At 35.9% G+C, this 25,515-nt stretch carries 19 protein-coding genes; 2 read left to right on the top strand and 17 right to left on the bottom strand.

Features of this window, described 5'->3' with window-relative positions; all coding sequences use genetic code 11:
- Positions 1-598: 598 nt before the first annotated feature.
- The 10 genes from LKL37_RS13960 to LKL37_RS13915 form a co-directional block, all read right to left on the bottom strand.
- Complete coding sequence (locus tag LKL37_RS13960) at positions 599-1,924, bottom strand: hydroxymethylglutaryl-CoA synthase family protein (RefSeq protein WP_431611145.1); 1,326 nt, start codon at positions 1,922-1,924, stop codon at positions 599-601.
- 170 nt (positions 1,925-2,094) lie between these two features.
- Positions 2,095-4,605, bottom strand: a complete 2,511-nt coding sequence (locus LKL37_RS13955) for a M1 family metallopeptidase (protein WP_431611144.1) — start codon at positions 4,603-4,605, stop codon at positions 2,095-2,097.
- Between the two features lie 25 nt (positions 4,606-4,630).
- On the bottom strand, positions 4,631-4,849 hold the full coding sequence (locus LKL37_RS13950; RefSeq protein ID WP_431611143.1) for a hypothetical protein: 219 nt from the start codon (positions 4,847-4,849) through the stop codon (positions 4,631-4,633).
- 148 nt (positions 4,850-4,997) lie between these two features.
- Complete coding sequence (locus LKL37_RS13945) at positions 4,998-6,434, bottom strand: hypothetical protein (RefSeq protein WP_431611142.1); 1,437 nt, start codon at positions 6,432-6,434, stop codon at positions 4,998-5,000.
- 80 nt (positions 6,435-6,514) lie between these two features.
- Positions 6,515-7,309: a thymidylate synthase gene (locus LKL37_RS13940; protein WP_431611141.1), complete on the bottom strand. Its 795-nt coding sequence runs from the start codon at positions 7,307-7,309 to the stop codon at positions 6,515-6,517.
- 134 nt (positions 7,310-7,443) lie between these two features.
- Entirely contained in the window at positions 7,444-7,884 is a 441-nt protein-coding gene (locus LKL37_RS13935) for a hypothetical protein (RefSeq protein WP_431611140.1), read from the bottom strand.
- A 151-nt stretch (positions 7,885-8,035) separates the two neighbouring features.
- Positions 8,036-9,385, bottom strand: coding sequence for an alpha-amylase family glycosyl hydrolase (locus tag LKL37_RS13930; protein ID WP_431611139.1), 1,350 nt, complete (start codon positions 9,383-9,385; stop codon positions 8,036-8,038).
- A 151-nt stretch (positions 9,386-9,536) separates the two neighbouring features.
- Positions 9,537-10,136: an IS1096 element passenger TnpR family protein gene (locus tag LKL37_RS13925; protein ID WP_105701742.1), complete on the bottom strand. Its 600-nt coding sequence runs from the start codon at positions 10,134-10,136 to the stop codon at positions 9,537-9,539.
- Between the two features lie 134 nt (positions 10,137-10,270).
- Positions 10,271-11,302, bottom strand: coding sequence for a sensor histidine kinase (locus LKL37_RS13920; RefSeq protein ID WP_105701743.1), 1,032 nt, complete (start codon positions 11,300-11,302; stop codon positions 10,271-10,273).
- A 48-nt stretch (positions 11,303-11,350) separates the two neighbouring features.
- Positions 11,351-12,025, bottom strand: coding sequence for a response regulator (locus LKL37_RS13915; RefSeq protein WP_002977493.1), 675 nt, complete (start codon positions 12,023-12,025; stop codon positions 11,351-11,353).
- A 324-nt stretch (positions 12,026-12,349) separates the two neighbouring features.
- Here LKL37_RS13915 and LKL37_RS13910 point away from each other — a divergent pair, with 324 nt between their 5' ends.
- Complete coding sequence (locus LKL37_RS13910) at positions 12,350-15,139, top strand: TonB-dependent receptor domain-containing protein (protein ID WP_431611138.1); 2,790 nt, start codon at positions 12,350-12,352, stop codon at positions 15,137-15,139.
- A gap of 45 nt (positions 15,140-15,184) precedes the next feature.
- Positions 15,185-16,594 carry a hypothetical protein gene (locus LKL37_RS13905; protein ID WP_431611137.1) on the top strand — a complete coding sequence of 470 codons (1,410 nt, stop codon included), beginning with the start codon at positions 15,185-15,187 and terminating at the stop codon, positions 16,592-16,594.
- Positions 16,595-17,054: 460 nt separating this feature from the next.
- Here LKL37_RS13905 and LKL37_RS13900 read toward each other — a convergent pair whose 3' ends face one another.
- From LKL37_RS13900 to LKL37_RS13870, 7 genes are all read right to left on the bottom strand, one after another.
- A complete protein-coding gene (locus LKL37_RS13900; protein ID WP_431611136.1) occupies positions 17,055-18,293 on the bottom strand; it encodes an amidohydrolase in 1,239 nt (412 codons plus the stop codon).
- A 79-nt stretch (positions 18,294-18,372) separates the two neighbouring features.
- Entirely contained in the window at positions 18,373-19,218 is an 846-nt protein-coding gene (locus LKL37_RS13895; RefSeq protein WP_431611135.1) for an AraC family transcriptional regulator, read from the bottom strand.
- A 236-nt stretch (positions 19,219-19,454) separates the two neighbouring features.
- Positions 19,455-20,789, bottom strand: coding sequence for an amidohydrolase (locus LKL37_RS13890; protein ID WP_431611134.1), 1,335 nt, complete (start codon positions 20,787-20,789; stop codon positions 19,455-19,457).
- Between the two features lie 314 nt (positions 20,790-21,103).
- Positions 21,104-22,393 carry a glutamate-1-semialdehyde 2,1-aminomutase gene (gene hemL, locus LKL37_RS13885; RefSeq protein ID WP_431611133.1) on the bottom strand — a complete coding sequence of 430 codons (1,290 nt, stop codon included), beginning with the start codon at positions 22,391-22,393 and terminating at the stop codon, positions 21,104-21,106.
- Between the two features lie 20 nt (positions 22,394-22,413).
- Entirely contained in the window at positions 22,414-23,382 is a 969-nt protein-coding gene (locus LKL37_RS13880) for a hypothetical protein (protein ID WP_431611132.1), read from the bottom strand.
- Positions 23,383-23,398: 16 nt separating this feature from the next.
- Positions 23,399-24,457 carry a glucosaminidase domain-containing protein gene (locus tag LKL37_RS13875; protein WP_431611131.1) on the bottom strand — a complete coding sequence of 353 codons (1,059 nt, stop codon included), beginning with the start codon at positions 24,455-24,457 and terminating at the stop codon, positions 23,399-23,401.
- Between the two features lie 66 nt (positions 24,458-24,523).
- Positions 24,524-25,432, bottom strand: coding sequence for a 1-aminocyclopropane-1-carboxylate deaminase/D-cysteine desulfhydrase (locus LKL37_RS13870; RefSeq protein WP_431611130.1), 909 nt, complete (start codon positions 25,430-25,432; stop codon positions 24,524-24,526).
- Positions 25,433-25,515 lie beyond the last annotated feature (83 nt).

The raw sequence follows: 25,515 nt of genomic DNA, 5'->3' as shown, positions 1-25,515 counted from the left end.
GACAAATATGTCGATAAATATCTATACCATCAATTCATTAAACGCTGAAAACAGGCTTCCAGAAAGGAGAGATTCACATCCATACTTAAAAAATGATGTAGAATCATTTTAATTATATTTAAAAAATTAACGAAAAATAAGCCAAATTAAACATTAACGGAATTTTAATAAATTTTAAAATTAAAATTCACTTACACTTATTTAACATATTTAATTAAAAAAATTAACCAATAATTATATTTTAAATGAAATAAATAAACAAATCAAATTTTTAATTTTGATGAAAATGAAGAAAAAACCGATAAATTATCTTAAATTTTATTTAAAAAATACACTTTAAAAGCCGGCGACCCCCTATTTTAAGATAGTCCATTAAAATTAAATTTAAAAAACAGTTAATATACTATATTTATAATTCGATTAATACCGGCAAAATTTCTACCCCTATTCACTGTATTTTTTTAACTATTTTGTCATTTAATTTAAAAATAACTCAACTGTAAAATGATAGAATCTGAGACCGTTTTTAACGTTCATAAAAAAGTAAAGCACCCCGTAAATATGGGATGCTTTATATTTTACATTTAAAATAGTTTTACTATTGATAACTGTAATATCTGGCTCCAATCAAAACCGGATTTTCAGCTTCCACGGAAACAAGCCCAAAGCCTTTATATGGGTTGTTTACAGATTCTTTCAGCTGCTTTCTGTGAAGCTTTTCATAGGTTTCAAAGTTTACTGCAGTTCTTTGGTTTAAGCTTTCAAATAAATTCCATTTTTCAACTACTTTTTTCCAGTTTTCAGAAATTTTTCCGGCAAACACCTTTGATTTAGATCCGCTTCCATAGCCCACAAAACCTATTTCTTTTCCGGAAAGGTCTTCATTTTCGTTAAAAGATGTTTGTAATGCAGAAAGAAAAGCCATAAAAATAGAAGCAGTGTACATATTCCCTATCTCGGATGAAGCTCTCTGTGTCTTTTCTATTTTATCGTTAATTAATTTCAGATAATTTTCTGATTTCGCAACAGCTTTCTGTTCATCTGCTGTTTCATAGGAAAAACCATTCTCAATACTGTAAATTTCTGTAAAAACTCTTTTTCCATGGAAGGCATATGGAAGATGGAAAATAATATACTTCCAGTTTTCATAAGGCTTTTCCTGTCCGGTTATTTCTTTATAATGATAATAAGCTTCTTTTATCCTATCCTGATAACACTGGTTAGAATATTGTCCATCAAAAACAGGTTCATCTGTAAAAATTTCAATTTTTTCAGGATAATTTTCCGGAGCTCCTTCCAAATCTTCTTTAAGGTAAGTTCTTCTAGGTTTAAAAAAATCAAAGACACTTTCTGAAGCAACACCCCAGTTATTTTCAATTTCAAGAAGATCCGGTTTTGATGAAACCAAAAGAGCCACAGCTCCACCTCCCTGTGTATATTCTCCTGAAGAAGCTAATTCATATTTTGCATAATCACTGGCAATCACTACTGCTTTTTTATCAGGATTCACTCTTACAAAGTCCAGAGCGTTATGTAACGCATCCACTCCTCCTACACAGGCAAAAGTCATATCCAGTACATCGCAGTTTTTGAAAGACCTTGCTCCAAATTCCTCTTCCAACACCTTTTCCACCATCTGTACAGCATAGGAAGCGGTAGGTTTTGCTGCATCCACAGCACTTTCTGTTCCCAGATATACTCTTGCTATTTCCTTAGGATTGATATCGTAATCTTTTATAAGCTTCAGTAATGCTTCTGCCGCAAAAGTGGCAGCGTCTTCGTGAACATCAGCAAGTCCCATTTTATGAAGACCTAATCCTTTTTCCAATTTTGCCGGTTCTATTCCTCTTTTTTCTGCTAAATCCTTAATCTCCAAATATAAACCAGGCACATAATAGCCCGCTGCTTCAATTCCAAAACTCATAATTGTCTAAATTTTAAACGAATTTATGAAAGATAACGTAAAAAACGGTGGTAAAAAATGCTGATTTTTGTAATATCATTAAAAACCAATGTATTTTAAAAATATATTATGACAATTTCTTTTCATTTAGAGGTAAAAAGAAAGCCGGCAAATCTGCCGGCTTTGTCTGCTTATTTATAGTTTTCAATTGCTTTATTGAGGGCATCAATCTGCTTGTTGATACTTGCAGCATTTTGTGGATTCTGTTTCAGCAGTTCCATTTTTTTGCTCAAGCCGTCTTTCAGTATCTGAACCATCATCATTTTAGCCTGTGGATTGTCACCCATCTGATTTTTGGCATATCCTGCTATTTTTGTGATGCTTTCTGTTGCTTTCAGGTTATCAGAAGTCATAATCCAGTTGAAACCATCTTCTGCTGCTTTTCCTAATTCCGGATTCTGGAATTTAATAAACGGATAGAAAGTGGCAAGAGGCGCAATATTTTCTATCTGGGATGTGATTTTATTTTTCACAATAATTGGAAGCAACTGTGCCTGTAATGCATCGGACGCTCCTTTCATATCAATTTTATCGGCCAGATTATTGGCTCTTGACGGATCAATGGAAAGAAGTGCACCCATTGAACTACCTCTTACTGCATTGGAAACAGCACTTACTCCTTTTTCAAATAATGGAAGGTATTTTTTATCTTTTGTCTTTCCTAAAGCGGCAATAGCAGCAGCCTGAGTTAATGTTTTAGGGTCATTGGATGCCAGTTTCTCAACTTCAGCGCCCAGAGTCTTCATTTGTTCAGGGTTGGTAAGATCTATTAAATCTAAAGCTTTTATTCTCACTCTGAAAAAAGGATCTTTTAATGCAGCAGCCAATAATTTTATTGCAGCAGGGCTTTTTCCTTCCTGATCTTTGATGCCGTTTAAGGCCAGATATCTGCTTTTAAACTCTTTAGAATTTGTAAACTGAATCAGATTCTGTTCCGGAGTTTGGGTATCTGTGATTTCTGCCAATAAAACCCCGTCAGCATTGATATTAACCAGATCCGGAGTCTTAGAAACATCAAAACTAAATGTATTTTTTGCATCCGCATTTACCCAGACATTGTATCTTTTGGGTTTACCATTGTCATAGACATCTATAGCCAGAGGAAATTCAAATGGTTTTTCCTGAGTTTGATTAATGATTACCGTCACCTGTTTTTTCACAGGTTCAAATGTAAATGAGGAATTTATTTTCGGGTTTCCACTTCCGAAATACCATTGATTAAAGAACCAGTTTAAGTCTTTACCGGATACTTTTTCAAAAGATAATCTTAGTTGGTGTGCTTCTGCATTCTGATATTCGTTGGTTTTCAGATAATTGTTCATTCCGGCAAAGAAAGCATCGTCTCCGAGGTAGTTTCTCAGCATATTTAAAATTCCGCCTCCTTTCTGATAGGTTACCAGGTCAAAAACATCTTCTCGGGATTCATAATTGAATCTCACCAGATTTTTATTAAAATCGGATGGATTGTGAATATACTGATTCACGTCTGTCATCAGATGGTAATCTGCCTGATCTTTTCCATATTTATATTCATTCCAAAGGTATTCGGAATAATTGGCAAAAGATTCGTTAACGGTAAGATTACTCCAGCTTTCTGCAGTCACCAGATCTCCAAACCAATGGTGAAAAAGTTCATGGGCAATCGTATCTTCCCATGTATTTTCATCAATAAGCTGTCCCGGTTTCTGAAGGATATCACTTCCATGAAGGGTAGCTGTGGTATTTTCCATCGCTCCGCTCACATAATCTCTTCCGGAAATCTGAGCATATTTTGCCCATGGATAATCATAGTTCAATTTTTTAGAGAAAAAGTCAATCATTTCCGGAGTATTTCCGTAGATCTGCTTCGCGTAAGGCTCAAATTCTTTTTCAATATAATAATCAACCGGAACATTTTTCCATTTGTCTTTTACAATAGCATATTCTCCTACTCCCATAAAGAAAAGATAAGTAGAGTGTCTCTTATCCATCACCCAATGATCGGTTCTAAGTCCATTGGATTCTTTTTGGGATTCTTTTAGAATACCATTGGAAAGGGTTACATATTTATCAGGAACCGTCATATAAATTTCCTGTGTTGTCTTTTGATTGGGTTTATCAATCGTCGGAAACCATGCGGAAGAAGATTCTGTTTCTCCCTGTGTCCAGATTTGTGTTGGTTTGCCCGGGTCTGTTCCCTGGGCATTGATAAAATAGAGCCCTTTTGCATCATTGATAGCCATACTTCCCTGCTGCTTCACTTCATTGGGGCGGGAGGTATATTTGATATAGACTGTATAATCCTGATTTTTCTGGTATGTTTTATCCAGACTTATTTTCAGAACATCATTTTTGTAATCGTATTTTAAAGGAGTTTTTTTACCGTTATTATCAAGAGCTACTTCATGAATCAGCATTCCTTTTGCATCCAGTGTAAGTTCGTTTGCAGCATAAAAATAAGGTGAGGCAGTAAGCCATTCTTCCCCATTCATCTGTTCTTTCTGATAATCGAAATTTACTTTTAGCTTTGTGTGTTTAAGTTCTGTTACTTTAGTGGGAGTAGCTCTGTATACTTTTTCCCTTCCTGAAGTTTCAGTTTGTGCTGATACATTTGCGGAAAATAAAATCCCGAGTATAGCAATTGACAAAATGGCCTTTCTCATTGGTCTACTTTATTATTTTTTAGAATTATTTTTTGATGATGATGTCGAAAATATCATTGACTAAAGTTTCATAGTCACCCGTTTTAAGCTGTTCCTTTGTTTTGGCAAAGGCTTTTTTCAGTTCACTTTCCGGATTTTCGTCATCAATGATTTCTGCTGACGCAACTCCTTTCAATTGAAGTACTGCATTTTTCAGGGCTTCAATGTCTGCATTTTCTTCTATATTAATTTTTAAATACTTCATAATTTTTTTAGCATTTGAAATTAGTTTACAATTATACTACCTATCTCCTTTCAAAGATTGAATACCAGAGTTGTTCTTTCAAATGTAAGAAACAATTACTAAAAGGAAGCTTGATTAGGCTTTTATATCAAGATTTTTGTGGTACTGATTATTTTGTAAGAATCATTTTCCCGTTTTTGTAAAGAAATTTCACCTTACAATCGGGATTATCATATATGTTATCTACCCGAATCCGGAGAGGGTCAATGCCATTCATCCTGCACAATTGAGGGCTTTCCCAAGCTTTGTAGAAAATAGGTTCTCTTAGAGTAAAATCAGGATTGGATTTAAGCTCTTCAGACATCCCATATTCAAGGCAGATTACGCCGCTTTCAATATGATTTTCTTTGAGCGCAGTGTTCAATTTACCAAATAATTCATTATTAAACTTAGTGGCATAGATCCATGAATCTTTTACGCTGATATTGGTAATAATAAATAAAAACGCTATTGCTGATAGAAAAATACGGATTGTTTTCTGCTGTAATTTCAGTTGTACAGACAACCAGATTACACCTGAAATAATAAACAGGGTATAAAAAAGCCTTATAGCTCCCAGATTTCGGTTTTCAAATCCGAAAAGTGTAGGAATATAGGAAGAGAGAAGAAAAATACTCAGCCCCAGCAGTATGGAAATCAAAGAAAAGATACATAATTTTTTGAAATTATGTGATTTATTTTTAAAGTCGAAATTATAGAATACTTTATAGACTACAAAAGGTATGATTACCGAAATGATTAATTCTAAAACATTCATTTTTCTTAAATGCAATACTCCTTTATAAATACCAACAAAGAAGTCATAGAAAAACATTTTTAAGGAAAGAACGATCACAAACATCACTCTTTTAATCTCAAATACTTTATTGACATTATCTCTTTGATAGGAGTGTTCAAATATATTAGGCTGGATAACTTTTCTAAAGATCACAATTGCGCCCAATGTAAGTACTGCAAATAGAATTCTTTTTCTATTTTCTTTAATCATGAAAAGATTGATCAGTATTAAAGGTAAAAATATTTCATAACTCAGCACTGAAGCTATAAAGCAAATAGAACTGACTACAATACATTTCCGGACGTACGCAAAATAAATGCTTAAAGAGAAGAAAATAGTGGCCAGGTTTGAATTCAGCATGAGGGAGGAAAACTGAATACTTGTACCTATTATAGAGATTGAGTATAACAGAATAATCAGGCTGGCCAGTTCTTTGGAGAATATATTTTTAGCGACCCAATACAGCACTGCTAATGAAAGTGGAAAAAAGAGAAGTCCTAAAAAATATAAAGATTCATTATTTTTTACCAGATAGAACAGAGTTCCCGTCACCAGTCCCGAGACAGGTCTTGCTGCCATGGTTACAGAATCCAGAAAGGAATAAATATAACTGAAATAGGACCCTGAAACAGTTTTTAATTCATATACCCTTGCCAGATCATCTGTGAGTAGTACTTTTTCTTTAAAAACAGACAGGCAGATATAAAGGCTGTGAACAATAATCAAGATATTCAATAATATCTGATAATTATTTCTTTTTTCTTTCATAAGTGTTCCAATTACATTGGTTTTTTAACAATTCCAAAAGTAATAGAAATATCAGAATAAAAAAAATATTAGAAAAAATACTAGATTGCTACAGGAGCTTTAATCCCTGGATGTGGATCATAGTTTTCTAATGTGAAGTCTTCAAAATCAAAATCAAAGATGTTTTTAACGTCTGGATTCAGCTTCATAGCAGGAAGTGACTTAGGTTCTCTTCCAAGCTGTCTGTTCACCTGCTCAAAGTGATTATTGTAAATATGAACATCACCAAAACTGTGAACATAATCCCCTACTTCCAGATCACAAACCTGTGCTACCATCATCAACAGCAAAGCATAGCTTGCAATATTAAACGGTACTCCAAGGAATACGTCTGCACTTCTCTGATACAGCTGCAAAGAAAGTTTACCATCTGCTACATAAAACTGAAACAAAGCGTGGCAAGGCGCCAAAGCCATGTTCGGAATTTCTGCAACATTCCATGCTGATACAATCAGTCTTCTGGAATCAGGGTTCTTTTTAATCTGGTCAATTACTTCTGTGATCTGATCAACCACTTTTCCGTCTGCTCCACTCCAGCTTCTCCACTGTGCTCCATATACCGGTCCCAGATCTCCATTTTCATCTGCCCATTCATCCCAGATGCTTACTCCGTTATCTTTAAGATATTTGATATTGGTTTCTCCTTTCAGGAACCAAAGCAACTCATAAATAATGGATTTTAAATGCACTTTTTTTGTGGTTACCAAAGGAAATCCTTTAGACAGATCATATCTCAGCTGATATCCGAATACACTTCTTGTTCCAGTGCCTGTTCTGTCGGTTTTATCAGTTCCGTTGTCTAAAATATGCTGTAAAAGGTCCAGGTAGTTTTGCATTTTGAATGAGATTTTAAGTTCCAAATTTAGTAAAAACCAACAAAAAAAGCACTCACTTTTATGAATGCTTTTTATAGGGGTTATGTCTATTTTCTATTAAACAACTGTATATCTGTAATCTAACAGAATTAATTTTACCATATATTTTCAATGGTCTGATGAATGGTATTCACCGTAAATGTTTCTCCTGCTTTTTTGCCATACATCACTTTTACCAAAGGTGACTCTGCCGAAACCGTCATGATTTTCTGTTTCTCAAAAACAATTTCTCCCATGGAGACAGCGATATAAAACAATCCTCTATCAGTTTTTACCAATGCGCCATTCTGAACTTTTTCTGAAGGATCAGATGTTATTTTCTGCAAAACTGCCTGCTGATTCAATACTTCATTAAGCTGCCTTTGAAGATTATTAATTTCCTGCTGAAGCATTTCTCTGCCCGTTTCATATTTGTCACCCATTGAGCTTTTCGTATCGTTGTTGGAAGCTCGTGTTTCTGCGATAAGGATTTCAAAATACTGGATTTTGTCGGCAGCTTTTGCTTTAATAATATTGATTATTTCCTGTTTGTTCATTGCAATGGTCGTTGTTTTATGATGAATGGTAAAAACCACCCCGTCAAAATCTATGATTTTGACACCCCTCCGGAGGAGGGGAATTGAGTACCTTTAAAGACTTTTCATTAAGATTTTACAGTTTAAGCCAGTAATTCAGAGGCTATATTGTTTATTTTTCAAATACGGCATAATCAGAAACCTTGAAACTGAAGTCTTTTCCATTGCTGAAATCTCTTTTGGTTTTATCAAAAACATTTCTGAATGTTCCTGATACATGTTCGTCTTCAATTGAAAAATTGACAGGTTCTTTTGACATATTTAAAACAACCAATACTTCATCTTTTCCGTTTTTTCTTACAAAGGCCAGAATCTTATCATTGGCTGTGGTATTGAGAAGATATGTAGTCACATTAGGATCACCGCCTCTTAAAACCGGGTTGGAAGCTTTTAAATCCAATAATGTTTTATAGAAACCGGCTGTCTGATAAGTATTCGTCCATTTGATAACGTCTTTCTCGAAAAACTCCAGTCTTTTCATATTTGGGAGCTCCTGACCTGAATATAATAACGGTACACCGTTCCATGTTGCGGAGAATACTGCCATAGGTTTTGTAATGACTCCATATTTTTCATATTCAGTTCCGTTCCATGAGTTTTCATCATGGTTTGCTGTAAACCATGCTCTCATTGAAGCATCTCCGATATTGGAATATTGTCTCAGAAGATCCTTCAATTCCTGAAGAGGTTCATTTTTTTTGTAATAATCTGCAGACTTGTGCATCCATTTCCATGAATAGCTGGCATCGAAAACTTTTCCATACTCCGGACTTTCCAATTCATCGAATTCTCCCAGCCAGAAAAGAGGTTTCACTTTTTCTACTTCAGGACGTGCCTGCTGCCAGAAATCTACTTCTACCCATGAAGCAAGATCACATCGGAAACCATCAATATTGGTTTCCTGTACCCAGTATTTCATGGCATCTATCATGGCCAGACGCATTTCCGGATTTTTATAATCCAATTCTATAATATCATCCATTCCGGAAGCAATATGAAATTTACCATCCGGATCTTTCAGATAAAATTCGGGATGTGTTTTTGTCCACACATGATCCCAGCCTGTGTGATTGGCCACCCAGTCTATGATTACTTTAAATCCTAATCTGTGGGCTTCATTCACCATATCTTTAAAATCCTGCAGGGTGCCGAATTCGGGGTTAATGGAAGTATAATCTGCAGCTGCATAAGGGCTGCCCATACTTCCTTTTTTATTCTGCTGTGCAATTGGGGTAATAGGCATAAACCAGAGTGTTTTTACTCCCATAGATTTCAGGCGGGGCATTTCTTTTGCAAATGCTTTGAAAGTTCCTTCCTGAGTATATTGTCTTATGTTTACTTCGTAGATATTTGTGTTATGTTTCCAATCTTTTGGCAGTTCTGTCATCTTCCTTGTATTTTTTTGAGTGGTACAGGAAACAATTCCCAGACCAATTACAGCTAATAAAATTAATTTTTTCATCAATCTATTTTTAGCAAAAGTAAGAATTGTTTTTTGGGTGGAAAGGGGAAATGACAAAATCAGTTTATTTATAAATTCTCTTTTTGCTATTTTATCTTTTCACTATAAAAAAAGCCCCGGATCAAAATCCAGGGCTGATATATTTTGTTGACTATCTTTCGTCATCATTGTCATCTTCATCATCAAAGACATCGTCATTGTAGTCTTCTTCTTCCTCATCATCAAAGCTGTCATCGTCTTCATCTGAGAAATTTCCTCCTGCTCCAAAATCATCATCAAAACCAAACTCGTCATCTGCCAAAGGCATTGCTGATTTCTTTTTAGATCCTCCGGCACTTCCGTTTTTGCTAGGTGCTTTCAATGGAACGTTTCCAAATCTGTATACTGTGATAGGATAATTAACTCCTTTTGTTTCTTCAATTACTTCTACAAGCTCACAGAAAAACTCCCAAAGATCAAGAAGTCCGTACTGGAACTGTGCTTTGTCGCCTACATTTGCAAAAGCTTCATCAATGTAAACATCTGACATAATCTCACCATCACCATCATCACTCATATCTTCTAATGGGACACTTTTTACGATTGTTCCGTCATCTTCTAACAGATTAAAAGTAGAAAGCTCATCTCCCTGCAGACTGAATGCACTTTTAATTCCTAAATGTAAGTTCCATAACGTTTGTTTTCCCTTAACTTCGATATCACGGAAAATATCCTCTTTCGCATCTAATATTACGCGGATTTTGTAAACCATATCAGTTTCTTAAATTACTTTTTTGCCTTTATAATTATGATAAATCTCTGTTGCAAATATATAATAAATGACATGTGACAAAAAAATATTTCAGGATTTTTTAAAATATTTTTTTTTCTTACATTTTGCCGGAATTATTTACTTTTTTCAAGCATAAAACTGAACTTTGTCCCTTCAAGGTAGACACTTTCTACGGTAATATTTTCGTTATGTGCTTCAAGGATGTGTTTTACGATGGCCAATCCGAGCCCGGAACCGCCTTCTCTCCTGCTTCTGCTGGTTTCTACACGGTAAAATCTTTCAAAGATTCTTGGAAGAATTTCAGATTTGATTCCCATTCCGTTGTCTATAACTTCTATCAGTACCTTATTTTTCAGGACACTGGTTTTTACGATTACTTTTGCTTCCTGTCTGTTGGCATAATGAATCGCATTAGAAATAAGATTAATAAAAACCTGGGAAATCTTTTGTTTATCAGCCTCCACAAAGATCTGCGGATGAAGGGTCTGAATCTGTAATGTTGTATTTCGTTTTTCAGCTTCAAGATCAAGAAGGTCAAAAATCTCTTTGATCAGAAGGTTGACATCAAATTTTGAAACGGTAAGATTAATTTCGCCGGCTTCCAGCCTGTTGATCATATCCAGATCTTTCACGATAGCGATCAGTCTTTCTACAGATATATCTATCCTCTCCAGGTATTTATCTCTGATGGTAAGGTTGTCTACTCCACCGTCTCTAAGAGTTTCTACATATCCCTGGATAGAAAACAGAGGGGTTTTCAGCTCATGGGATACATTTCCGATGTATTCTTTACGGTAGCTTTCCATCTCTTTCATCATATCAATTTCTGATACCTGCTGCTGATTGAGATCTGAAAATCTTTCTCCTAATTCTTTGATGGTTATATTTTCGTCATGATTCTGCACTATTTCCTGCGGAAGAAACCCGGAAAGGCCTTTAACCTGTTTTCTGCTGTAGTAATTGAAAAGGAGTTCCAATACCACACAGTTGATCATAAAGATCAGGACAATACAGATGAAAAGACCCGTTTTAAACAAAGGGGTCTCATAATAGATATCTTTCAGTGAGTCGAATACGACTACTAAAAGGAACATTACCAGTGTCAGCAGACAGGAGGCAACGAGGGTAAGTCTGTAAAATTTCAATTTTACAACGTTTTAATGATTGAACGTAAAGTTAAGATTTTTAGCGAATTAAACGATCAGTTTGTATCCAATCCCTTTTAATGTCTGAATCGTATTGATTCCTAATTTTTCTCTAAGCCTTCTAATGTGAACATCAATAGTTCTCTCTCCTACAATCACATCATTACCCCAAACTTTTTCCAGAATTTCTTCTCTCTTGAAAACTTTTTCAGTATTGGAAGCCAAAAGGTAAAGCAAATCAAATTCTTTTTTGGGAAGAAGAAATTGCTGTCCGCTTTTGGAAACTCTGAAATTATCTTTGTCGATAACAAGGTCTCCGATTTCGATTAGTTTTGCATTATCAGACACCTGAGAAGTCAGCTGTAATAATGCATTTACTTTAGAGATAAGGATTTTCGGTTTGATCAGTTTTACGATGTAATCATTGGCACCCGCCTGAAAACCTGCTAACTGAGAAAATTCTTCGCTTCTTGCAGAAAGGAACACAATAAGTGTTTTTTGAAGTTCTTTCACTTTACGAAGTTCCTGACAGGTTTCTATACCATCTTTTTCAGGCATCATGACATCTAATAAGATAAGGTCCGGAACAATTTCCTTTGCTTTTTCTATACCTTCGTTACCGTTGGTAGCTGTATAGATATCATACCCTTCCTTTTCCAAATTGTAAGACAGAATCTCTAAAATGTCCAGTTCATCGTCTATTAAAAGAATTTTTTTGCTCATCTTCTAGTTTAAGAATTCCCACAAAATTAATTATTTCAATTGATTTTATCTATTCGCCAAATGTTAACTAATTATTAAAAAACTACATTTTAACCTAAAATTATAAAATCAATAAAAAAACTAACCAATAAATACACACAAATCAAATATAAGGAATAATATTTAAAATTAAATCAAAAATTATAATTATATAAATAAAACATTGATAACTGTAAAATCTATCCATCCGTTAATACAAACTTCACAATTAATTAAGATTATCCTAAAGTTTTCCTAAAAACTTAGCCTTTATTTTGCCCTTGAAAAAGAAGTAAAAGAAGTAAAATGAAAAAACAACTCCACAAGAGCATTATGCTACTTGCCTTGTTTTCTGCTGGCTATGCTTTTGCACAAAGCCAAATTTTGGAAGGTAGGGTATTGGACGAGAAAGATAACACTCCTATAGAAGGGGTAAAAGTAAAAGTAAATGGACAGGAGGTAACTACTGACATTTCCGGATACTACTCTATCAACCTTTCCCCTGGTACCAATTACATTGTAACGGTAAGCTCCAATGGGTATAACAGAAAAGAGATCAGCGAGGTTATCATTAAAAATGAAGGTAATACTCATCTTGATATCGTTCTGGATAAGCCCTCTACTAAAGAAAAAGAAATCGAGGGAGTTGTCATAAAATCAAACGCAAGAAAAGAAACCATAGCCTCTACCATCGGTTTACAGAAAAACGCCGGTGTAGTTTCTCAGGTTATCGGTGTTGAAGCCATTAAAAGAAGTCCGGACAGAAACACGGGTGAAGTTCTGAAAAGAGTTTCCGGGGTGAGTTTATCTGAAGGAAAATATATCGTAGTAAGAGGTTTATCAGATCGTTACAACCAGGCGATGTTAAATGGTATTCAGTTATCCAGTACGGAACCAGACAGAAAGACTTTCTCTTTTGATCTTTTCCCGGCAAACGTTATCGAAACTCTTGTTATCAACAAAACTTTCATTCCTGAATATACCGGAGAATGGGGAGGTGCATTGATTCAGGTAAATACTAAGGATATACCTAATAAGAATTTCTTCAATGTACAGGTAGGTGTAGGAGGAAATACAGCTACGATGGGACAGGAATTCCATATGCAGAAAGGAGGAAAATGGGACTTTTTAGGAATTGATGACGGTTACAGAAAGCTTCCTAGCAATATGCCTGCAAAAAATGCATTCAGCATTCTTACTGAAGGTCAGAAAACAGAAATAGGTAAAGGATACACAAAGAATTTGGGATACAACAGTATCGGTTATCCTGAAAATATCAGTTTACAGTTAGACGGAGGATTTAATACCAAAGTATTCGGAAAAGACTTAGGGGTAATTGCAGTTTTAAACTACAGTAACAGCAAAAGAAGAACTGAGTCTACCAACCGTTTCTTTACCATCAACGACCAGCTTGCTGATACCAACTTCGATTATTTTACAGAAAAATACAGCAATGATATTATTTTAGGAGGAATGTTGAACTTAGCTTTAAAGCTAAACAGCAACAATAAAATTTCCCTAAAGAATATCATCACTAATAATACGGTGAACCACATGTCCTTCAGAACTGGTAAGGACTTTGAATTCGATCCGATCAACGGAACCAATATTATGGCAAGGGAGATAGGATTTAAAGAAACTACTTTCTATAACTCTACCCTTACCGGTACTCATAAAATAGATGCTCTTGGCGGTCTTACCGTAAACTGGTACGGAAGCTTCGGGATTCTGGATCAGTATATTCCTTTGCTACAGCGTTTGCAGTATAACCAATACACAAACATGACAGGAAGTCCATATTTAGCATTGATTTCTAATGGTCTTTCTCAAAAATCAGGAAGTGTATTCTACTCTACTTTAAGTGATTATCTATATAATGCAGGAGGTGATATCTCTAAGACATTCACGATGTTTGGCCAGAAACAAACAATCAAAGGAGGTTATTTATTCCAGGTAAAAGACAGAATATACAACTCAAGACCATTCTCTGTAAGACTTGAAAAATTCAACCAGGGATTACTTTCTCAACCTTTCGAAACCATTTTCAATCCTGAGAATTTCGGTGGTAATGGTGGGTTTACATTTGATGAAATTGCAGGAAATCAATACAGATATATTGCGAATACGATCCTTAACGCAGGATATTTACAGTTCGACAATAACTTTACACCATGGTTAAGAGCAGTTTGGGGATTAAGAGTTGAAAACTTTGACCAATTGGTAGGAAGCACGAAGAAAAGTGATGACCGTTTTGTCAACACACGTGTTACAGACTTTTTACCAGCTGTTAACTTAACATTCAAGGTAAATCCTAAAATGAATATCCGTCTTGCAGGTTCACAAACTGTTGTAAGACCGGAATTCAGAGAGGTTTCTCCTTTAGCATATTATGATTTTGACCTTGGAGCTACTGTAATCGGTAATAAATCTATTGAAAGAACTAAAATCACGAGTGCTGACGTTCGTTGGGAATATTATCCAAGAAACGGAGAAATCATATCCGTGGCTGGTTTCTATAAAAACTTTAAAAAACCTATCGAATTATACTTCAACCAGTCTGGGGTAGGAACCAGTAATACCTTCAACTACCTTAACGTAGATAAAGCTGATGCTTACGGAGTAGAATTGGAAGTAAGAAAAAAACTGGATTTTTTAAGTGCTCTTAAAAACTTTACGCTGGGTGGAAACGTAGCTTTAATTAAAAACAAAGTAACAGACGAAGCTACTAAGATTGACAGACCAATGCAGGGACAATCTCCTTATACTGTTAACGTAAGCCTTCAGTATGATACTGAAAAATCAGGATGGTCTTCTACAGTTTTATTCAACATGATCGGAAGAAGAATCCTTTATGTAGGAAACGATCAGGTACCACCAATCTGGGAAGCACCAAGACCTCTTTTAGACTTCCAGCTTGCTAAAAAGATCTGGAGCAACAAGGGAGAGATCAAGCTGAATGTTTCAGATATCCTGAACCGTCGTGCAAAATTCTACCATGACCTGAACGACAACGGTAAGTATGATAACAAAGATGCTCTTGCTATTGAAAGACTTTCAGGAACCAATATCAGTTTAACACTGGGATACAATTTTTAATTCACTCAACAAAATAATCTAATAAATAATTTAATTCTTTATAACATGAAAAAGTTCGTTTTATATTCTTTAATGCTTGGCGCTCTAGTTTCAACTACCGCATGTAGAAATATAGAAGAAGATGGACCTACCATTATTCAAAATGGAGGTAACGGAAACGGAGATACTGAAAACCTTATTCTTTCAGGAAAGATCACTTCCAGCCTTACGCTTAAAGCCAATAAAATCTATAAGCTAAGAGGACTAGTATATGTAACTAACGGAGCTACTTTAACTATCGAGCCAGGTACAAAGATTGTAGGTGAAGCTGATAAAAACGGAGCTTTGATCATTACAAAAGGAAGTAAAATCATGGCAGAAGGTACTGCTGCCAATCCAATTATCTTCACTTCTGAAAAACCAAGTCCTAAAAGAGGAGACTGGGCAGGTGTAGTAATCTTAGGAAATGCTCCTACTAATGCTTCTTTCGGTGGAGCAAACGGAGTTGGAGAGATTGAAGGAGGGATCAACAACTCTGAAGGTCTTGGACTTTACGGTGGAAATAATGCTGCTGACAACAGTGGTGTATTAAAATATGTAAGAATAGAATATGCAGGATATGCATTCTTACCGGATAAAGAGATCAACGGACTTACGTTCGGTGGCGTAGGTAACGGAACTACAGTAGACTACGTAGAAGTTGCTTATGCTAATGATGACAGTTTTGAATGGTTCGGAGGAACAGTAAACTGTTCTCACCTTATTTCTTACAAAGGTCTTGATGATGATTTCGATACAGATAACGGTTTCTCAGGAAATATTCAGTTTGGTATTGCAGTAAGAGATTCTCAGGTAGCAGACGTTTCAGGTTCTAACGCTTTTGAATCTGATAATGATGCTAACGGTTCTACTTTAACGCCTCAAACTTCAGCAACATTCTCTAACATGACGATCATCGGGCCAATCAACTCTGCGGCTCCTGGATCTATCAACGCATTATTCCAGAATGCATTACAGATCAGAAGAAACTCTTCTATCTCTGTATTCAACTCTGTATTCACAGGATTCCCTGTAGGTTTATTCATTGATGCTACAAAAGGTGCTCCAACGGATAACAATATTGTAGGTAACAAATTATTCTTTGAAAACAATGTTTTAGCAGGAAACCAGACTCCTTTAAAATTCGGACCGTCTACATCTACTCCGACAACGTATACATTAAACGATCTTACAACTTGGTTTAATGCTAAAGGAAATACAATCCTTGCTTCTACTGCTGATGTAAAACTTGCTGGTGCTTGGGCTCCTGCAGGAACTACACCAAACTTTACTCCTAGTGCAGGTTCTCCACTATTAACCGGAGGAGCGTTTACTAATCCTAAATTAGCTACTTGGTTCACTCAGGTAACTTACAAAGGTGCTGTAAAGGATGCCAACGATACTTGGTATGCAGGTTGGACGAACTTCAACTTATAACATATAGTACTTAGATTTAATTTCAAATAGAAGGCCTTCGGAAGTATTTTCCGAGGGCTTTTTTTATAGTTATTATTGAATATTACAAATATTAAGAATTCTGAATATGAATAGGTGTTCACATTGTAAAAATAGAAAAAGGGAATATGAACAGTATTTTTTTTTAATTTGACCATGGATTTTATTAATAGGCTTTGGCTAAAACCATAAGAATTTTTATTTAAACTAAACGGTCTCTCTTCGACTATGCTCAGGATAATAGCCGGTTCCTATTGAATTGAAGATAAGAAATCACAAAATTCACAACCCTAATGACGGTATCATGAATCCCAAACCCCAAAACTTCATCATTCATCATTCATCATTCATCATTTATAATTCATAATTCAAAAAAAGCCACCAGAAAAGCTTCCGATGGCAGTTACAAAAAACAAGTGTATAAAAATATATATACTTCAGATTAATTTCTCCAAAATAAGTTCCCGTCATTCATCAGGGCCTTTATTTCAGATATTCTGGAAACGGCTTCTGCAGAACATGAAGCGTCTGCAAGAACAATGGCAGCTTCATCTCCGGCTTTAGGCCATTGCTGCTTTCCTTTTTCATCCAGAGGAAGAATACTTTGAGTCGCAAACTGCAAGGCTCTTGATAATGCATATTCTGTGGCATAACCATACAATTCTGCAATCAGATTGGCTTTCTGCAGCATACTCCCGGATCCGAAAGTGCTCCAGTAATCCTGTACATTATCATTTCCAATTAATACATTCACTCCATATTTTTTCAGGGTTGGAATAGGCATTACTGTTCCTTTAAAAGGAACAGAAGAAGCGATTCCCACTTTTCCTGTAGCCAGCCTTTCGGCAATATGCTCTGTTTCTTTGGGTGAAAGATGAGCTAAAGCAAATGCATGACTTACAAATGTTTTTCCCTGAAGTGCCGGATTTTCGATTGCTTTATCAATCAGATAATTGATCGTTTTCATCCCGGACTCTCCTACTTCATGCAGGTGGATATCAATTCCTTTATTGTGATCCAGAGCCAGCTGAACTGTAAAGTCCATTACTTTCTCAATGCTTCCGTCAATACTCAATGGATCCAATCCACCGATAAATCCTACACTTCTGAGTTGGGCTGCTTCTTTCATCAAAGGAGCAGATTCCGTATAATAAACTCCATGCTGTGGGAAGGCTACCAGTTCAGCTTTGAAAGAATCTTTTTTATTTTCAAGAGCCTGTTCAAGATGCTCCAAAGATTTCAATCCTGATGTAGGATCAATATTGAAATGGGTTCTCGCAAAATGAGTTCCGTAATGCTGCTGCAGACTGATCAGCTGTTCCGCTCTGCTTACGGAAGTTTTCAGCAATTCCGGAATGATTTCCTGTTCATAAGCAATCATATCTTTCACCGTTCTTCTTTTTGGAGAAAGTGCCTGCCAAGGGAGACCATACAAAGTTTTATCCAGGTGGATGTGCATATCTCTGAATGCCGGAAGCATCAGATATCCTTTAGCATCTATCGCTTTGGACGCAGGATCATTGGCTTTGACTGCTTTTATTTTTCCGTCTTCAATTTCAATACTGAAAAGATCAGTTTTTGTTCCGATAACTTCTTCATTTTCGTATTCAAAACCTGTTTCCAGGCGGACATTCTTAAGGGAATATTTTCCTTTTGCAGTTAATTGATAGGGAAATTGCATGATTTTAAATTTAACAATACAAAATTAACCCGGTCTGAAGGTAAAACCGGTGTATCAATTATGTCTTGTTTTGTACAGATTATTCTTTGAATTGGGAAGGCGTCATCCCCGTCTGTGCTTTAAAGAATTTGGAAAAGCTGGCATGATCGTAGAAACCGAGATCATACACGATATCTTTTACAGACATTTCGGAAACTTTTAAAAGTCTTTTTGCTTCCAGTAAAATACGGTCCTGAATAAGCGATGAAGCCGAAGCATTGAGATTTTTTTTGCAGACAATATTCAGATAATTGGCAGAGATATTCAGTTTATCCGCATAGAAAGAAACGGATCTTTCTGTTTTAAAATGTTCATCAATAAGATTCAGGAATTTTGAAATAATAGGATTTGAGTTATAGATTTCAAAATCTTTGAAAGCCCCCTCCACAGATTTACTCACCAGCAAACCGATCAATTCACTTCTTTTCTGAATCAGTTCCCAAAATACTTTTTCACCGTTCAGCTCTTTTTTGATTTCCTGAAATTCATACAGAAAAGTTTCAAAAACTTCTTTGGAAAGATTGATTACCGGATGATTCTGGTAATAGGAGGCAGAAAATCTTAACGAAGGCAGAAAACTTTCAAACCATTCTCTGCTGATCATCAGCTGATATCCTATGGTTTCCTTTTCAATGATCCATTGGTGCACCTGATCCGGAAAAACAAGATGAATCTGATAATCCTTCACTTGATATTCTGTAAAATCTATGGTATGTGAGCCGGCTCCTTGCTCAAAAAGATTGATGATAAAAAAATCATGCTTGTGGGGATCATCAATGGAACGTGCCCCCGAAAGTTCATTGAACAGCAGATTACAGCCTTTCAGCTGATTTTCACTAAATTCCTGAATTCCTAAAATAGGAAAATGATCCGTATGGCTGCTCACTCTGCCTGATTTTCTCCTAAAATTACTAAAATTTGTGAGAGAAAACTAAAATAACCACAAAAGGAACAAAAGTTTTATCTAAACCACTCCATCTTCTGCTTCCATCTGCATTCTGTGGCTGTCTACGAAAATCTTACTAAATTCTCTGGCTTTCCCCCGTAAAACTTTTACACCCTTTGCGGTTACAAAAAACACAACTAAAATATATAAATTTATTTATCGCTTTGTAGGTTGGATTAAAAGACAATATTTCCATCGTGCACCAATGATTCCACCTTTGAAATTCTTGATACCGCTTCTGCTGAACAACTTGCGTTGATTAATACAAAATCTGCTGTATCTCCAGATTTTGGCCATTGCTGGATTCCTTTATCATCTAACGGCAGTATATTTCCTGTTGCCAGTTTTAAACTCCTTGATAATAAAAATTCTGTTGAATATCCATACAACTGAGCCATTAAATTAGCTTTCTGAAGTACACTTCCTGTTCCGAAAGTATTCCAGTGATCAACAATACTGTCATTTCCGGTAAGAACGGTTACATTATGTTTGTAAAGCGTTGGTATAGGCATAATCATTCTGCCAAAAGGGATTGTAGAAACAATTCCGATCTGTGCTTCACCTAATTTTTCAGCGATCTCTTCCTGTTTTGCCGCTTCTAATTTAGCCAGAATAAAACAGTGGCTTAAATAAGCCTTCCCTTTCAGAGCAGGGTTTTCATTTACTTTTTTAATAAGATACTCTACCGTTTTCAATCCGGAATCTCCGGTTTCATGCAGGTGGATATCTATTCCTTTTTTATTATCCAGAGCAAGCTGAACAGTAAAATCTACCACTTTTTCAATGTCTCCATCGATATTGAACGGGTCTACTCCTCCGATAAAATCAATATCCATCTTTGCCGCTTCTTTCAGATAAGGCACAGAATCCGTATAAAACACTCCATGCTGTGGAAAGGCAACCAATTCCGCTCCAAAGCTTTTCTTTTTATTTTCTAAAGCTTTCTGCAGGTTTTTTAATGACTGAAGTTTTGAAGTTGGTTCAATATTCACGTGGCTTCTTGCATAGGAAGTTCCCTTAGACTGTAATAACTCAATCAGTTTCTCTGCTTTAAAGGTGGAGTTCTTCAACATCTCAGGAAGCATTTTCTGCTCCAGCTCTATCATACCTTTGATACCTCCTGTCCTTTTTCTTACAGCCTGCCATTGATCTCCATAAAAGGTTTTATCAAGGTGAATATGCATGTCTTTAAATGCAGGAAGCATCAATAGTCCTTTTGCATCCACAGCTTTAGCATTGGGTTGATTAGGACTAATCTTTGTGATTTTTCCGTTTTCAACTTCTACATAAAACAGATCTGTTTTGGTGGAGGCTACTTCCCCATCCTTGTATTCAAAACCTGTTTCCAAACAAACATTTTTAAGGCTCATTTTTCCTTTTGCTGACATATTTTTTTCATCAGAGAAAGGGGATGCAGTCATGATATTTGGGATTAAAGTGAGCCCCGCCACAGCCAAAGCCGAGTTCCGGATAAAGTCCTTGCGGGAAATATTATTGTCTGAGGCCTTCATTTCCAATCTATTTGATACAAAATTAAAAAGAAGTACTCTGAACGAGGTGTATAGTTTATTACAAAATCTGTATGATTTATGCTTTGTAGTGTTTACTTGCTAAAATACCCGGTTTATATTTTCATATTACTATAAAAAGGTATCCATGGCAATTGTCATTCCGTAGGAATCCAGATTATGTTGTTTTACTTTGTTGAGACTCCGTCGGAGTGACAAACATTATGGATATTTTATCAAGCTCTTTATCCATTACGAAGAAACATGAAATTCTTTTGCATAAAAAAACCGGATGTAAAATCCGGTTCTATTTATATTTACTTATTAGAGTATTCAAATTTTCTTACAGCTTCAAGCGTCATGTCAATCTCTCTATCTTTGATGGCATCACTGATGAAGTATGTTTCGTAGCCACTTGGCGGAAGATATACTCCATTCTGAAGCATCTGGTGGAAGAAATTATTAAACAAAGAATGATTTGCTTCCTGTGCTTCATCAAAGTTGGAAACGCTTTTAATATGGAAGAATACAGACATCATAGAACCCTTTCTGTTGATTCTGTGAGCGATTCCTTTTTCGTTCAGAATTTTCCCGATTTCAAAATCTAATGTTTCTGTTGTCTTCTCTAATCTGCTGAAAAATTCAGGATCATTTTTAATAAGCTGAAGTGTTTTTAATCCGGCTCTCATGGCCAGAGGATTTCCACTTAATGTTCCCGCCTGGTAAACTCCTCCTTTGGGTGCCAGATGGTCCATAATTTCATTTCTTCCTGCGAAAGCTCCTACCGGAAGACCTCCTCCGATTACTTTTCCGTAAGTCACTAAATCTGCTTTTACATTGAAAAGTTCTTGAGCTCCTCCAAATGCCAGTCTGAAACCAGTCATAACCTCATCGAAGATTAATAAAGCTCCGTTTTCATCACAGATTTTTCTCAGCTTTTGTAAGAAATCATTTTCTGGTAATACGCACCCCATATTTCCTGCAACCGGTTCTATAATTACAGCTGCAATTTCTCCCTGATTATGACGGAATAAATCTTCAACCTGTTCAAAATCATTATAACGGGCTAACAAAGTATCTTTTGCTGTTCCGGCAGTTACCCCTGGAGAATTTGGATTTCCGAATGTAGCAGCACCACTTCCGGCTTTGATCAGAAATGAATCTGAATGCCCGTGATAACAGCCTTCAAATTTTACGATTTTATCTCTTCCTGTATATCCTCTTGCCAGTCTGATGGCACTCATACATGCTTCTGTTCCTGAAGAAACCATTCTGATCTGGTCAATATTCGGGACATTTTCAATAATGAATTTTGCAATTTCTGTTTCCAGTTCTGTAGGAGCTCCGAAAGAGAATCCTTTCTCTGCCTGTATTTTCAGTTCTTCCAATACTTCAGGATGGGTGTGTCCTAAAATAGCTGGACCCCACGAGTTGATGTAATCGATGTAAGTATTGTCATCTGCATCGGTAAGGTAGGCTCCTTTTGCCGATTTCATAAAAACAGGCACTCCTCCTACGGATTTGAATGCTCTTACCGGAGAGTTTACCCCTCCCGGAATGTATTTGTAGGCTTCATCAAATAAAGCCGAACTTCTTTGATACTTCATTTTTTCTTTTATTTTATTGTTTAACCCTCAAAGTAAGGGGTTCCATCTTCTCCTGCATAGTTCTTCAGCCCATCAATTACCGTGTAATATATCTGAAAAGGATTTCCATTTTTCCAAAGTGTCATGGCTGGTTCAAACTTTCCATATAAAACCTTATTATTGGGAAGAATTGTCGTGAAAATTACATTCTTATGATTATTCGGATCAGGCTCTGAAAGAATAACTAATTGGCTGTCATCTATCAGTTTGATCATATTATACCGTATGGGATAAATTTCCCGCAGGTTTTCATCTACCAATCCGAAAAGGCCTGAGGTGCTGGTTGTAAAAATATAGGGTTTTCCTTTATAAAACTGCCATCCCACATATGCCATATCCGGTGTATTGAGGATTAGTTTCTTAAGTTTAGGAATATAAATTCCAATATAGACATCCCCCGACATTATCTCCAAAAAACTATCCTTATAATTCAATTGATAGCCATCATTATCATAGGGCTCCAGCATATCAAGATCGTCATCATCAAGATCATCCCAGCTTAATGTCAATTTTGCATTATTTCTGTAAAGTGGATTATAATTTTCCCAGCCACGGTCTCTTACAGGATAACTTTCTTGCTTAATATATTTGTCAAGACGCATTTTTGTTTTAATGGAATAGTAATAATAATCCCATCCATCAAAAACCAGATATTTATCGCCCTCTAAAGATATAGGTAGGTTAGAAATAAATGGCATGACCATCACTGAATTTCTGTCTATGATACCAAATCGCCCGTTTTGTTCTGCATGAAACCCTCTTATGGATTCGTCATAGCTGCTTATACTGCTATATTGCGGCTGTACAACTATAAATTTGTTGGTATCACACAATCCCCACAGTTTTCCTTTTCTGTAAGGAATATAATTTTGCTCCTGAGAAAATATTATACACGATATGAATATCAGAAATATCGACAGATATTTAGATTTCGCATTTAATATTCTCATGGTCTTGGAATCGTTATTAGTTTCGCGGTTTTTTGTCTATTAAATAAATCAGCTGTCCTGCAGATGGCTGTTGTCCTTCATCCATTCTGTTTTTAGCATATAATTTATTTAATTTGATTCCGAATTTCTGTGCAATATCATGCATATCTTCTCCGGATTCTGCTTTATAGGTAGCTGTATTTCCTGTAGAGTTTTTGGACTCAAGGAAAACGATATCATTTTTCTTTAACGTTTCATTCTCCAGTTCATTCCATTTCATCAGTCTGCTTTCGCTTACTTTGAATTTGTTGGCAATGAATTTCACATCTGTATCTTCAGGAATGACAATATATTTCAGCCCGTCGTTAGGGTGGCTTTTGATAAGAATAGAGTTAAGAATTTCTGCTTTCGTTTTGATTCTCTCTACTCTTTTTTGCTGTTGTGCGTAAGAAGTCTGTTTGTAAGGAACTTCTACGGTAACCGGTTCTTTAGTTTTTCTGGTTGCTTTTGAGGGTTCCAGCTGGGCCATGAAAGTTCTGTCGTCTTTCAGATCCGGGTACATTTTAAGAACAGCGTACAATACTTCATTAGAATTGGTATTGTCGTATTCGTACAGCTTGTACTTTTCAATTTTGGTGATCAGAATGGATGCATAGCGCGGATTGGTAGCATAGCCTGCTTTTTTTAATCCGTAAGCCCATGCTTTGTAATCCTTCATATCCAGCTTGAAAAGATTCGTGTAATATTTTCTGGTGGCTAAAAATACGGAATGGTCTTCGTAAGACTGTTTGGGATCTTCATACACACGGAAGCACTCGTTGGGTGCATCATCGGTATGTTTCATCGTTTTACCGGTCCAGTCTTCTTTACATTTTATACCGAAGTGGTTTTTACCTTCCTGTGCCAATCTGCTCTGCCCGCCCCCGGTTTCCAATAATCCCTGGGCAAGGGTAATAGAAGCAGGAATTTTATATTTTTCCATTTCTTCTACGGCATATTTAGCAAACTTCTGAATATACTGATCTTCGGTTGCCCAAGTCTGGGCAGAAAATTTTGATAAAACTAAAAGGCTTATGGATAGGAAAAGTCTTTTCATCTTATAATTTTTATTGTTTTAAAATGAAAGATGGAACACTAAGTGTTTCATGTTTTTCAATTTTACTTATATAATTAAATTTCTATTCTGTTTTTCTAATAGCAGATTAGCTCCCTCAATTCCCTGCAATCCGCCAGTATGAAAGCACAAAATCCTGCTGTTCTCAGGAAAATAATCTTCTTCAATCAGTTCAAAAACTTTCTCCATCATTTTTCCTGTATAAATCGGTTCTAAAGGAATACCATATTTCTCTTTGAAATCATTGATAAAACGGATGTTTCCATCATTTATTTTACCGTAACCTCCAAAACATGAATCTATTAGATTAAAATTCTGTCTCAAAGTTAATTCAAAAATTTTATTTTCCAGTGAAGCATCGTCAACGACTTTAAATCCTATAACTTTCTGATTGTCTTCACAAAATTTGGAAATTCCTGCAATGGTTCCTCCGGTTCCAACTGCAGTGCAAAGATAGTCAAAATCTTTTGTTTGTTTGTTGAGCATCATTTTCACGCCTTCTACAGCGTCTTCATTAGTACCACCTTCCGGAACTACTAACGCGTCCGGAAACTCCTGCTGAAGGAATTCTGTCAGTTTTTCTTTGTGCCGGTATTCTTCACGGGTGACAAATTTCAGGTTCATTCCATTTCTTTTCGCAAAGAGTAAAGTAGGATTATCACGCCATTTATGCTGCAATTCTTCTCCTCTTATAATTCCTAATGTTGGAATACCCGCCAGGCTCCCTACTGCTGAAACTGCAGCTATATGATTGGAAAAAGCACCTCCAAAAGTAATAATATAGGGATTCTCAGGATTTTTTTCGAGATAGTGATTGACATTATAAAAGAGCTTCCAGTATTTGTTGCCTGAAATCAGCGCATGAATCTGATCTTCCCTTTTAATGAATAGTTTTACGTTTTTATGAATGGGAATTTCCTGAATGAGGACAGGTTCTGTAGGAAGTTTTAATAGCATTTTACCAATTATTTAACAAAAATAATATTTTTAATTTGTCTGGAAGGAGTTCACCTCCAGAATACCTTTTCTTTAAAATCATT

This window comes from Chryseobacterium sp. 'Rf worker isolate 10' (assembly GCF_050753305.1).
Lineage (GTDB): Bacteria > Bacteroidota > Bacteroidia > Flavobacteriales > Weeksellaceae > Chryseobacterium.
The sequence above is the reverse complement of the archived record's forward strand: the minus strand, read 5'-3'. Positions and strand labels throughout refer to the sequence as shown.

Excerpts from the sequence above, each read along its gene's own strand:
- LKL37_RS13960 (WP_431611145.1), bottom strand. The coding sequence starts at position 1,924 with ATGAGTTTTGGAATTGAAGCAGCGGGCTATTATGTGCCTGGTTTATAT.
- LKL37_RS13955 (WP_431611144.1), bottom strand. The coding sequence starts at position 4,605 with ATGAGAAAGGCCATTTTGTCAATTGCTATACTCGGGATTTTATTTTCC.
- LKL37_RS13950 (WP_431611143.1), bottom strand. The coding sequence starts at position 4,849 with ATGAAGTATTTAAAAATTAATATAGAAGAAAATGCAGACATTGAAGCC.
- LKL37_RS13945 (WP_431611142.1), bottom strand. The coding sequence starts at position 6,434 with ATGAAAGAAAAAAGAAATAATTATCAGATATTATTGAATATCTTGATT.
- LKL37_RS13940 (WP_431611141.1), bottom strand. The coding sequence starts at position 7,309 with ATGCAAAACTACCTGGACCTTTTACAGCATATTTTAGACAACGGAACT.
- LKL37_RS13935 (WP_431611140.1), bottom strand. The coding sequence starts at position 7,884 with ATGAACAAACAGGAAATAATCAATATTATTAAAGCAAAAGCTGCCGAC.
- LKL37_RS13930 (WP_431611139.1), bottom strand. The coding sequence starts at position 9,385 with ATGAAAAAATTAATTTTATTAGCTGTAATTGGTCTGGGAATTGTTTCC.
- LKL37_RS13925 (WP_105701742.1), bottom strand. The coding sequence starts at position 10,136 with ATGGTTTACAAAATCCGCGTAATATTAGATGCGAAAGAGGATATTTTC.
- LKL37_RS13915 (WP_002977493.1), bottom strand. The coding sequence starts at position 12,025 with ATGAGCAAAAAAATTCTTTTAATAGACGATGAACTGGACATTTTAGAG.
- LKL37_RS13910 (WP_431611138.1), top strand. The coding sequence starts at position 12,350 with ATGAAAAAACAACTCCACAAGAGCATTATGCTACTTGCCTTGTTTTCT.
- LKL37_RS13905 (WP_431611137.1), top strand. The coding sequence starts at position 15,185 with ATGAAAAAGTTCGTTTTATATTCTTTAATGCTTGGCGCTCTAGTTTCA.
- LKL37_RS13900 (WP_431611136.1), bottom strand. The coding sequence starts at position 18,293 with ATGCAATTTCCCTATCAATTAACTGCAAAAGGAAAATATTCCCTTAAG.
- LKL37_RS13890 (WP_431611134.1), bottom strand. The coding sequence starts at position 20,789 with ATGAAGGCCTCAGACAATAATATTTCCCGCAAGGACTTTATCCGGAAC.
- hemL (WP_431611133.1), bottom strand. The coding sequence starts at position 22,393 with ATGAAGTATCAAAGAAGTTCGGCTTTATTTGATGAAGCCTACAAATAC.
- LKL37_RS13880 (WP_431611132.1), bottom strand. The coding sequence starts at position 23,382 with ATGAGAATATTAAATGCGAAATCTAAATATCTGTCGATATTTCTGATA.
- LKL37_RS13875 (WP_431611131.1), bottom strand. The coding sequence starts at position 24,457 with ATGAAAAGACTTTTCCTATCCATAAGCCTTTTAGTTTTATCAAAATTT.
- LKL37_RS13870 (WP_431611130.1), bottom strand. The coding sequence starts at position 25,432 with ATGCTATTAAAACTTCCTACAGAACCTGTCCTCATTCAGGAAATTCCC.